General features: G+C 38.9%; 8 protein-coding genes. All 8 read left to right on the top strand.

The window, feature by feature from the left end; all coding sequences use genetic code 11:
* The first annotated feature begins 224 nt into the window (after positions 1–224).
* The 8 genes from Q8N37_04605 (at position 225) to Q8N37_04570 (ending at position 12,075) form a co-directional block, all read left to right on the top strand.
* A complete protein-coding gene (locus Q8N37_04605; protein ID MDP3057763.1) occupies positions 225–809 on the top strand; it encodes a PsbP-related protein in 585 nt (194 codons plus the stop codon).
* Positions 810–997: 188 nt separating this feature from the next.
* The gene (locus Q8N37_04600; GenBank protein ID MDP3057762.1) at positions 998–2,845 is read left to right on the top strand and encodes a NosD domain-containing protein; all 1,848 of its coding nucleotides are present in this window, start codon (positions 998–1,000) and stop codon (positions 2,843–2,845) included.
* A 570-nt stretch (positions 2,846–3,415) separates the two neighbouring features.
* Positions 3,416–3,712 carry a hypothetical protein gene (locus tag Q8N37_04595; protein MDP3057761.1) on the top strand — a complete coding sequence of 99 codons (297 nt, stop codon included), beginning with the start codon at positions 3,416–3,418 and terminating at the stop codon, positions 3,710–3,712.
* 122 nt (positions 3,713–3,834) lie between these two features.
* A complete protein-coding gene (locus tag Q8N37_04590; protein ID MDP3057760.1) occupies positions 3,835–7,842 on the top strand; it encodes a NosD domain-containing protein in 4,008 nt (1,335 codons plus the stop codon).
* A 105-nt stretch (positions 7,843–7,947) separates the two neighbouring features.
* Entirely contained in the window at positions 7,948–10,125 is a 2,178-nt protein-coding gene (locus Q8N37_04585) for a beta-propeller domain-containing protein (protein MDP3057759.1), read from the top strand.
* Positions 10,126–10,572: 447 nt separating this feature from the next.
* Positions 10,573–10,998 carry a hypothetical protein gene (locus Q8N37_04580; GenBank protein ID MDP3057758.1) on the top strand — a complete coding sequence of 142 codons (426 nt, stop codon included), beginning with the start codon at positions 10,573–10,575 and terminating at the stop codon, positions 10,996–10,998.
* Positions 10,999–11,017: 19 nt separating this feature from the next.
* Positions 11,018–11,395 (top strand): hypothetical protein, encoded by a 378-nt coding sequence (locus tag Q8N37_04575; GenBank protein ID MDP3057757.1) that lies wholly within the window; start codon positions 11,018–11,020, stop codon positions 11,393–11,395.
* A 5-nt stretch (positions 11,396–11,400) separates the two neighbouring features.
* The gene (locus tag Q8N37_04570) at positions 11,401–12,075 is read left to right on the top strand and encodes a ribonuclease H-like domain-containing protein (protein MDP3057756.1); all 675 of its coding nucleotides are present in this window, start codon (positions 11,401–11,403) and stop codon (positions 12,073–12,075) included.
* Positions 12,076–12,117 lie beyond the last annotated feature (42 nt).

Here is a 12,117-nt window from a genome sequence, read left to right as displayed (position 1 = left end):
GGCAGTGATCATATATTGGTATTTTAAGGCGTAATTATACAAGGTGATAAAACCTTTAATACCAGTATATTTAGAATGGATTGAATTGTAAAACTCCATTTAGGGTTTCATGGAGTGCAAGATGTATGTGAACTTATGCATCGCCTGAAACAGAAAAAATGTCTGTGTCGTTGCTGTTATATTATTTTTATGTTAGAATGAAAATATAATTGTTAAAATAATTTATGGCTGAAAATAAATTACCATCTATAAAATCACTTTTAATTTTTGTCATTGTTTTGTTTGCTCTTATTACAGCGTTGATTATGGCTATTGATTTTCCTTCGTTCAAAAATTATCCGCCGGTTACTATTCAATCGACGGTAGAGCCTACGCCTGTTGTTGATATTTCGGACTGGAAGACATACAGGAATGAGAAATATGGATATGAATTTAAATATCCATCAAACATTTTTTTAAATTCATACGACGAAGTTGGCAATGAAATAGAGATTGCAAACAATGCTATTACTGTAGCAACGCAATATAATAATAAAAAAGGGGTAATTTTTTTCGTAAGAGACGTTAATATATCTTTAACTCCTGACGGTATAAAAAATCAGTTTGGAGCCACAAATAAAGAAAATATAAGTATAATTCCAGCGCAAATCGCAGGTGTAAACGGCTATCAGGTTGTATTTGCCGATAATAAAAATATTGTTTCAGATTTTTATTTTATTAAAAAAGGTGAACAGGTTCTTGAGTTAACAGTTTTAAAAAATGACAAAATTGTGAGTAAAATGCTCTCTACTTTTAAATTTATCAAATAGATTTAAAATTTAGACTTAGAATAATTTTCCAAAAAGCGAGTAAAATCTCGCTTTTTAATTTACTTTTTACGATAACAAACTCTTGACAAATACTCTATTTCCTTTAATATTACTAACGGAGGAAAAACGACATAGTACCCTCAAAATTGAATAAATTTGCTTTAAGGCAGGAGAAAAAGTGACTAGAAATGAATGAAAAAATTAAAGAAGCGGTAAGTATACTGGCCATTCCAGTAATATTGATGTTGGTATTGCTTGGAACAGCAACAGCAACAGTACCGGCACAAACTATCACAGGATTTACATATCCTACAGGCGTAAAAGAACCCTATCCATATGGTCAGTGGTTAGCAGGCGGTCCCAATATGCCGCCATATCAACCAGGCCTTTACCATATAGGCCAAGACATAGCCGCAACCAATGGAACTAAAGTGTTAGCCATTGCGGACGGTGAGATTGTTTATGTAAGTACGGGCGGATGGAATTCAGTCGCAGGAGACAACAATTACGGATTGTTTGTCAGGCATAAGCTAAATACCGGGGAAGAATTTCTCGCTTTGTACGGACACGTAAGACCCGACAAGAAAAGTTTAAAATGCAGTTCACCTTGTAACGTGAATCCACCAATCAAAGTGAAAGCAGGAGATTCTTTTGCGACAGTTGGTCCTTACAATACTGGTTCGCATTTACACTTTGGAATTCATCCAGGGGCAGTAATTCCTTCAGACCCGTATGGAAAGATGCCTAATAGTAGTTGGCCTGACCCTAACGGTTTCGTAGATCCGATAGAATGGATTACTACAAAAGAGCCATTTGAATCCAAACTGCCGAAAAACTCAATTATAGTTCTCTCACCCAACGGAGGAGAAAACTGGCCGGTTGGAAGCGAACAAAAGATCCGGTGGAAATATACGGGAAAGCAGACAACATCAGTAAAAATTGAACTCCAGAAAGGTTCTTCCCCCTTGTTCACCGAACTCATTGCTATATTTGTCCCAACAGACTATAACGGCGATGGTTCATATCTTTGGACTATTCCTGCCACTCATGAGACAGGAACTGACTACAAGATAATTGTTACAAGCATGGAAAACTCAAAGCGTACTGACACGAGCGATGGATATTTTACTATCAGCGCGCTGACACCGCCTCCTACACCCAATCCGACCCCAACACCCACTCCGACGCCGACGCCCACCGGACCTGTACATAATGTCAATAAAAACACTGACTACACAAGTATTCAGGAAGCCATCAACGATGCAAGTACTGGAGATGAGATCGATGTTTACAGCGGCACATATCCCGAATATGTGTATGTAAACAAACAGTTAATACTGAAAGGAATCAACAATGACGGAGGGAAACCAATAATTAATAGTGGACCAGCAAATGATGCCGTTGTTTTAGCGGCAGACGGAATTATTCTTGATGGATTTAAGATCAGGACAACCCCATCTCCCTATAGAGGCATAAGCGTAGTTTCAAACAATAATATTATTACAAATAATGAAGTTAAATTCAACGACAATAGCGGGATCTATTTGTATATTTCTCGAGAAAATAAGCTGATTGGTAATAATGTTTCAGATAATGGCCGCGGTGTTTATCTGCAGTCGTCCAGTAATAATACGCTCATTGGTAATAATGCCTCAAATAATTTCGAAGGCATATATCTAACCGGACTTAGTAATAACAATACTATTGTCGAGAATAACATATCGAACAACAAATATTATGGTATTTTCCCGAATATCTGCGGGGATAATAAAATATATCATAATAATTTTGTAGATAATACCATGCAGGCATATTTTGAATATGATCAAGGAAATACTTTGGATTCAGGATATCCGGGTGGAGGTAATTATTGGAGCGATTACATCGGTACTGATTCTGTGAATGGAATAAACCAAGATCTGCCAGGAAGCGACGGAATAGGTGATACACCATACAGTATAAGAGGACATATTGGCGGCGGAAGTTACGGTTATATTCAAGATAGATACCCGCTGATGAATAAATGGCAAAACTAGAAACTAGCAGAGGTGAAAAAAAGAAAAACAATAAGCAAAACCAAAAAATTAAACATTTGAAAAGCTGAATTAAGAGAACATTAATTTCGGCTTATTTTTTTGCTTAAAATTTTTTTGTGGATAACTTTTACCAATAGATTTGACGGCAGTTTAAAATTTGATATAATTAAAATACAATTGAATAAAAATATTATCAAGAGTGCGGATAGAGTACTGATCTCGACGACCCGCCCGGCAACCCCTATGCGCGACAAGCCTAGGAAGGTGCCCATCAGTTGACCGAAAGGAAAAGATAAGAAGTCGTTTTTTGTTTTTTAAAATTCTTTCCATTGGCGGAAAGTTTTTTGTTTTATTGGTGTCCTTGGCGCATTTTCTTTTCTCAAAAAAAGCGGATGCGTTAAAGGCAGCAAACATAACTGCTTTTAAAAAAATAGTTCTCTGGTCATCAAGGGAGGAATAATAAATGGCAGAAAAAGACATAACACAAACACAAAAAGAATCAAAGGAATCTTTTGAATTGGATTTCTTAAAAAAATATTGGAATCAAGAAGTAAAAAGCGAGGTGGCAATTTGAAAAAAATAAAAAAGCCGGAACTGCCGGAACCGGAAAAAACAAAAATTGGCGCTTTGGAAAAAACTTTAATGCAACTGGGAATAATGGATGCCAAACTTGAACAAAAAGATAAAGGCATTTATTATCTTAGGTTCGATCAGACGTTTCGAATTTCCGAAGATAAAACCGGGATCATCCTTTGCATTAACGGATTAAGAATCTTAATAGAAGATTTTTGCCCGCTTTTTCCGGTTATAGAAAATCGCGCCCAAAAAGCTTTGCTTCTTAAACCAATCATACCGTCGAGAGCCTGAATAAAGGCTCTTTATTTTGGGAAAAAATTCAATACTATCGCCAAACGGGAAAAAATATGATAAAATTAAGGCAAGTATTTTAATAACAAAAAATTAATAAACAACTTAATAATTTTTAAAATATGAAAAAAATTTTGGCCGGTTCTTTTGTTGCCGCCTTACTCGTGATGGCGGTGAATTTATCAAGCTTGCAGCTTTCTCAACAGAGATCCATGCTGGCAAACAGTCTTTTGACCGCGAAACCGGCGGAAGAAATTCTGCCAGAGAACGATTTTATAAAATCCATAATCAGCGAAAACTATAATACTCATTTTGAACTGACCAATAGCCAATATTTAAATGTAAAACTGGACAGCTCTGAGAATATCAAAGCTTCCTTGGAATCCGTTCCTAATATGGTAATTATCCGCTTAAACGCCAATTCCGGCGCCGCATCCAGCGTTTTGACTCTTGGCGGTTTTTTGCCGTTGACCGAATACCATAAATACGAGGACGATTACACGAATCATGAAGCATTCACGACCGACGAAAGCGGGAACTATGCTTATACCCAAGACATTTCCAAATCACATTTGATCTTTATCCAGCCCAGACCCAGCACGATTTTAATAAGCGATAATTCTACGGGAGGGGATTGTGTTTTGAAAAATATCGGAGTTTGGGATACCACCACTAAAACTTGCACTTTAACCAAAAATATAAACGAAGCGGTGCAAATTCAAAACAACGGAATAACTCTGGACGGAGCAGGATATTCAAACGTTGGCGGCACTCCGATCACCGGATTTGGCATTTATATTAACTTAAAAAACGGTATAACTATAAAAAATTTAACTATTCGAAATTTTTCCTACGGAATCTACACCAATGCTATAGTCGACACCAATTTTATTAACAATGTGATCGAATTAAATTCTGCCGGCGGAATATCAGTTAATAGTATATCCGGCACTAGCTCCAATGTCAGGATTTCCGGAAACACGATCGCTTCCAGTTTATACGGAATCAATCTGATTAACGGATCCAAGAATAATTTTATTATCAATAATATCATCAAATCCCATAGCAATACCGGGATTTTTATTTTTGGATTTAATAATACCATAACGGGCAATACTATCGAAAACAACAGGCCTTATGGAGTATATCTTTATAGAGAAGGATCCGAGCCTCCAAATAATAAATTTTACAACAATAACTTTATAATCAATTCTCCTTATCAGGTTTATAACAAGCCGGAGGGAGGAAATATTTTTAATCTCGATAAACCGATTGGGGGAAATTATTGGAGCGGCTGGATTAGTCCGGATGCCAACAAAGACCGATTCGTCGATAACCCTTATACTATTTTCGCCGGCGGAATAGATAATTTGCCGTGGGTGGCGAAAGATGCGTGGCTTGATAGTATTGCGCCGACGACAACCATTAACTTATCCGGAACTGCGGGGGAAAACGGATGGTATACTTCCGCGGTGCAAGTTTCTTTGCAGGCGGAGGATAACGTAGGCGGGGTCGGAGTTGAAAAAATCGAATACGGCTGGAATGGCTTGGACTGGAACACGTATTCAGCTCCCTTTGCGATAAGCGATGAAGGCATAAAAAAAATATACTATCGGGCGACTGATAAAGCGAAAAATGTCGAACTGACTCAAATCAAAGAAATAAGCATTGATACGATCGCTCCCCAGACAGACGCGGATTTTTCAGGCAGTATGGGAACAAACTCCTGGTATATTTCCGATGTTTCGACAGTGATAACTTCGATCGACAACAGCAGCGGTTCCGGAGTGGATAAGATCGAATACAGTTTTAATAATTCATTGTGGAATATTTATTCTTCCGTTTTTACGATCAGCGAGGAAGGAGAAAAGACGGTATATTATCGGGCAAAAGACAAAGCCGGCAATATAGGGACAGTTAAAAATCAGACGATTAAAATCGACAAAACGCTTCCGGTTATTTCCGGCCAACCCGATCGACCGGCGAATCAAAATAATTGGTACAACCAAAATGTGACAGTTAATTTTACCTGCATTGATAATATTTCCGGCCCTATAAATCCGACCATTAATATTGCAATCACTTCGGAGGGAGCGGGACAGCAGGCTTCCGGCCAATGCGTTGACAAGGCCGGCAATAATTCCAGTCTGGTGATCGATGGCATCAATATCGATAAAACCAATCCTGAAGTGTCGGTTGTGCGCAGTCCAGAGCCGAATGCCCAAGGCTGGAATAATACCGCGGTTATCGCTACCTTTGTGGCTACCGACAGCCTTTCCAATATTGACGGAAGCTCTACCAGCATAATTAATTTTAATTTGGAAGGCGCGGATCAGGGAGGAAACCGAGTTTTCAAAGACAAAGCCGGAAATGAAGCAACCGCGTTCATATCCGGAGTTAATATCGATCTGACAGCACCGGTCGTTGAAGGGTCAACCGCTACCTTGCCAAATATTAATGGCTGGTATAATACTGATGTCACAGTGCATTTTAACGGCAATGATAGTCTTTCAGGAATTAAGAGTGTTTCACCTGATGCCACAATGACAAACGAAGGCGAAAATCAGGAAATAACCGGCACGGCGGAAGATATTGCCGGCAATAGTTCAAGTTTTAAAGTTGGCAATATTAATATAGATAAAACCGCTCCAATAATTACCGGGGCTCCGCTGACTTTGGCAAATTCCAATAATTGGTATAACGCCAATGTTAAAGTGCATTTTACCGCTTCGGATAATTTGTCAGGAATCGAATCAGTTACCCCTACTGCCACGATCTCACAGGAAGGCGTCAACCAGGAAACAAGCGGCACGGCAACGGATAAAGCCGGCAACAGCGCTTCAGTGGAAGTAAAAGGCATCAATATCGATAAAACCAATCCTGAAGTGTCGGTTGTGCGCAATCCGGAAGCAAATGCCCAAGGCTGGAATAATACCGCGGTTATCGCTACCTTTGTGGCCACTGATAGTCTTTCCAATATTGACGGGAGCTCTACTGATATAGTTAATTTTAATTTGGAAGGCGCGAATCAGGGAGGAAACCGAGTTTTCAAAGACAAAGCCGGCAACGAAGCAACGGGATCCGTCTCCGGAGTTAATATCGACTTGACGACGCCTGTCATTAGCGGCGCAGTCTCTCCTTTGGCCAATGCCAACGGGTGGCACAACACTGATGTCGCGGTGCATTTTAACGGCAGTGACGGTCTTTCAGGAATTGCCAGTATTTCGCCTAATGTCACGATGACGAACGAAGGTGTCGATCAGGGAACAACCGGCACGGCAACGGATAAAGCCGGCAACAGCGCTTCAGCAGAAATTAACGGAATTAAAATCGACAAAACAACTCCGACAACTATAATATTATTTTCCGGCGACAATAATTGCTCAAGCGGAGCCGTAAAAATTTCTTTTACCGCCACTGATAATTTATCCGGCATAGCTAAAACCGTTTATAATTTGGATGGCAAAGGGTGGGTGATTTACGCGAACGAGTTTAACGTTTCCAGTGCCGGAAATCATAGCTTAACTTTTAAATCATATGATAACGCTGGTAATATTGAAAATGTGCAAACAAGGTCGTTTACTATAGAAAATAGTTTGTTAGAAGCCGCGATAAAATTTGATCCGGATAAAAAAGATCTAAAAGTACATAATATCAAAGATGGCAGTGAAGCGAATTATACAATTTTGCCGTCAAAAAAAGAAAATGATGATGAAAAGGGAAACAAACAAAAAAACAGTGATGATGAAAAAGGCTGGATATTACGAAAATACCAAGTCAAAAATTGCTCCAATAATTTACTTAGTGTCATTTTGAAATACAAAAATGAAGGGAAGGAGCTGAAGGCGGAAATCGTAAGTCTGCAATATGACGACAAACCGGTCATAAACGCGAGAGAAAACAAGATAGCCGTTCAATATTCTTTGGATAAAAGCAGCAATCCGAAAGAATTGGTGCAGAATATCTCGGCGAAAAACAGATTTGATATAGGCGCTAAGTATGATGCCAAAAAAGGCCAAACCGCCATAAGCGTAAAATTAGCAGGCATAAAAGAGAAAAAAGAGATCAAAAGCGGTATGGTTATCCTGGAAATGGTAATAAGCAACGGCACTTTGAAGTATCAATATTAGAGACTGAACGGCGATCTTGCAAGGCATAATTTAGATAAAATTGGCAAGAAAAACCAAGTATGCTAAAATATAATAAACAAATTATAATTAAATAGTTTTTATATTATGGAAAAAAATATCAAAGACGATAAATTTAATTTAAAATTAAAAACGGCTCTTTTGTTTTTAGCTGTGGCGTTTTCCTTGTATTTTGTCGTTTTGCTCGCGAAGATCAATCGCATTAATCCGATCCTTCCTGTTATCGCGCCTTATATTCCCGGTTTGCCGAGCGGACAAAACGCAAATGATATCAAGAATTTTTCGTCCGAACAGGATTTTAAAGATTATCTGGAAGCTTCCTCGAAATTATCAAGCGGATATGGCGGAGGAATTAATACGTTTAGCATGATGAACCGAGCACTGTCTCCATCGGCTATGATGGAAAAAAGCGCCGTAGACGGGATTGGCGGAGGCGGCACGCCGGACAGAATTTCCGAAACCAATGTTCAAGTTATCGGCATTGACGAACCGGATATCGTAAAAACCGACGGCAAAGAAATTTATTTTTCCGGAAACCAGCGCTACTATTATGGCCCAATGATGCGAGGAGATGTTAACTCCGGCATATCTTGGGAAGAGCAAAAAATGATAGTGCCGGATGCAATTCGCCCATATCCAATCCCGCAAGAAAAAACCGATATTATCAAAGCTTTTCCGCCGGCAGATTTGGCGCTGGACGGCAAAATCGACAAACAAGGAGATTTGCTTTTAAATAACGATGTCCTGGTTGTTTTTTCCAATACAAACTACTCTGGATCCGGACAAGAAATCAACGGCTACGATATTTCCAACCCCAAATCACCGGTTAAAAGATGGACTGTAAAACTGGACAACAATACTTCGGTAGTTACCTCGCGCCTTAACAATGGAAAAATATATTTGATCACCAGAAACAACATAAACACGCCGCGGCCATGCCCGCTTATGCCTCTAACTGTTAATGGCGTTGAATTAAATATCAGATGCGCGGATATTTATCACCCTGTTCAGCCTGTGCCGATCGACTCGACTTTTATCGCCATGGTCTTGAATCCGAATACCGGCAAGATCGAAGACACCGTTTCTTTTGTGGGTTCTTCCGGTTCCTCCGTAGTTTATGTTTCAAAAAACGCAATTTACGCCACCTATACTTACAATGAAAGCATAGCTAAATTTTTTAGCGGATTTGTAAAAGAAAACGGCGACTTGTTTCCATCCTGGCTCTCTGAAAAAGTAATAAAACTCGAAGAATATGATATCAGTGAAAATTCCAAGCTTCAAGAAATATTGACTCTTGTAGAAAAATATAATAACACATTGAGTGACGATGAAAAATTAAAGGCGGGAAACGAAATGACGAACCGGATGAGCGATTATTACAAAGCGCATAATCGTGATCTGGAAAAAACCGGAATTGTTAAAATTGATTTGAATAAATTCCAAATCACGGCAACCGGCGCAGTTCCTGGACACCTGTTGAACAATTTTGCCATGGATGAATATAAAGAAAATTTGCGAATAGCATCGACGATCGGCTCGAGATGGGGGATTTTTAACGGTATTGGCACAGGCGAAAGCGTCAACGATGTGACAATTTTAGACAAAAACCTTGACATGATCGGTTCGGTAAGGGATCTGGGAAAAACCGAACAAATTTATTCCGTGCGTTTTATCGAGGACAAAGGCTATGTCGTCACTTTCCGCCAAACCGATCCTTTTTATGTGCTTGACTTATCGAATCCGAAAAATCCGAAATTGGCAGGAGAGCTAAAAATTCCCGGATATTCGTCTTACCTGCACCCACTGGACGCAACCCATATTTTAGGAGTTGGCATGGAAGGAAACAAGGTAAAAATTTCGCTGTTTGATGTTTCCGATAAAAATAACCCCGTAGAATTGGACAAATATATGCTGGATGAATATTGGACTGAAGTATCGAATAATTATCACGCGTTCTTGCTCGACACCAAGCATGATATTTTCTTTTTGCCCGGAAGCAAGGGCGGATATGTATTTTCTTATGTAAAACGATTGTCCTCTATAAATGATTTAATAACCATACCTTGTAGTCCTGAAGAAGTTTGTACTAAACGAACAATTGAAAAGAATAGTATCTATAAATTAGAACTTAAAAAAGCCGTCAGCCAGAATTCAGTCAAACGCGCGATCTATATCAATGATTATCTCTATATTATCGGCGACGACAAGATCACGATATTGAATGAGCTGGATTGGCAAAAAGTAAACGAATTAAGTTTGCAATAATATTTGATCCAAAATTTGGCTCAAAAGCCCGACTTTCTTCCTGATAGCCGGGCTTAAATTTAAACTTATAAAAACTCTATTTTTGTCAAGATTGACTTTCGTTTATAAAAAGACTATAACTAATCTTATTGTACCAATCGGAACAAAAAAATAATAGGAGGAAAAAATGACCTTGATACAATTATATTATTTAGAAAATATAAAAGACGTAACTGTAAACTGTCCAAAATGTAAAAAACCCGTAAGCTTAATCGCAAATTATAAAAAAATAAATGAATGTTGCTCGGATTGCGGTTATCCAATAAAAAACCCAAGCTGTGAAACAACCAGCATATGAAGCGGACTGATAAATATCAGTCTTTTTTTATTTCCTTGCTGATTTTTCATATTTGGAGTAAAATTAAGATAATATACGTTTTCATAATTTTTAAATAAAAAAATATTATCATGGAAAATACCGCGATGGAAAAAGCACTGGGGACACTTCTGCTTTTTCTTGGACTATCAATAATCGGTTACAGCTTATATCTGGGAATAAACGTTTTTGTTAATGCCCAAGCTCCTCCGGAAATTTTTAAACCCATTACCGTCGCGACGAACCCCTCGGCGCCACCGGCCAAAAATCCAGACGCGCCCATCCCCAAAAATTTAAACGAGATCAACCCGGAAGAAATTCAAAAAATGATCAGCAACAACTTGATCAGTCCGGAAATGATAAAATCCATCATCCCGCCGGAAATGTTCGGGTACACGACCCGCTTGATGAATTTATCGGTTTTTTCAATTTTTCTCTGGGTGCTGATCACCGCCGGAGCAAAAATCGCGTCTTTGGGCATTTCGCTGATCAAAACCAATTCGAATATAAAAGTCTAAAATAATCTAAAATAAATCTATGGCAAAAAAATTTGTCTTATATTTTTTTATAACCTTGCTTTTTTCTTTTGCCTCCATTGCCGCCCAAGCCCGAAATATAACAGTAAATTCTCTCGAAGAAGTCAAAAACACGACCGATAATTTAAAAAATATTGAAAACTTGCCCAGTGCGGACGAAATCGGCATAATTTCTTCCGCAATAAAAAGCGCCGCGAAAACTTATCAGGTCATTAAAACGCAGATCACGGACCAAACCGGCTTTTTCCAGAAGATCTTTCAATCACTGAAAGAATCCTGGGAAAAGATAATGGATGGCGGACTTAAATTTAAAAATTATATCGAAGAAAAAATAGCTCTTATTTCCAAGAGATACGAAGTTAATTCGCTTTTAGCTTAAACTATATGAATAAGCTTGTTTTTGATATTGAAACCGTAGGCATGGATTTTGAAAAACTGGATAAAGATTCCCGGGAATATTTGCTTAAATATTCCGAAACAAACGAGGAAAAAGAAGATATAAAATCCAAGCTTGGGCTTTGGCCGCTTACCGCGCAAATTGTGGCAATTGCCGTATTGAACCCCGATACCGACAAGGGCGCGGTCTATTATCAAGCGGGTGAAAAAAAAGAAAAGGCGTTTACTGAAGAGGGGGTCGAATACCATTCCGGCACTGAGGCGGAGATCATCAATTTATTTTGGAAAGCGGCGGAAATGTATGATCAGTTCATTACTTTTAACGGACGCGGTTTTGACGCGCCGTTTTTGCTTATCCGCTCGGCGATAAACAAGATCGTTCCGACCAAAAACTTAATGCCGCCTCGCTTCAGCTCTTACGCGCACGTTGACCTTATGGATCAGCTGACTTTTTACGGCGCGACCAAAAGATCTTTTTCTCTTGATTTTTACGCAAAATCTTTTGGCATCAAAAGCCCCAAAGCGGAAGGAGTGAACGGAGCGGAAGTTAACGCGCTTTACAAAAAAGGAGAGTATCAGCGCATCGCCCGTTACTGCCTGGGCGATGTCGTCGCTACCAAAAAACTATATGAGATCTGGCGGGATTACATCAATATTTCCTAAATATACCGGCTATCAATGCTTATATATAAAATTAATCAACCT

This window comes from bacterium, from assembly GCA_030693205.1.
Classification (GTDB): Bacteria; Patescibacteriota; Minisyncoccia; order JAHIHE01; family JAHIHE01; genus JAHILZ01.
This window is presented reverse-complemented; position numbering and strand designations above follow the sequence as displayed.

Bases quoted from the DNA above. Each gene is read 5' to 3' on its own strand.
- Q8N37_04605 (MDP3057763.1), top strand. From the start codon at position 225: ATGGCTGAAAATAAATTACCATCTATAAAATCACTTTTAATTTTTGTC.
- Q8N37_04600 (MDP3057762.1), top strand. From the start codon at position 998: ATGAATGAAAAAATTAAAGAAGCGGTAAGTATACTGGCCATTCCAGTA.
- Q8N37_04590 (MDP3057760.1), top strand. From the start codon at position 3,835: ATGAAAAAAATTTTGGCCGGTTCTTTTGTTGCCGCCTTACTCGTGATG.
- Q8N37_04585 (MDP3057759.1), top strand. From the start codon at position 7,948: ATGGAAAAAAATATCAAAGACGATAAATTTAATTTAAAATTAAAAACG.
- Q8N37_04580 (MDP3057758.1), top strand. From the start codon at position 10,573: ATGGAAAATACCGCGATGGAAAAAGCACTGGGGACACTTCTGCTTTTT.
- Q8N37_04575 (MDP3057757.1), top strand. From the start codon at position 11,018: ATGGCAAAAAAATTTGTCTTATATTTTTTTATAACCTTGCTTTTTTCT.
- Q8N37_04570 (MDP3057756.1), top strand. From the start codon at position 11,401: ATGAATAAGCTTGTTTTTGATATTGAAACCGTAGGCATGGATTTTGAA.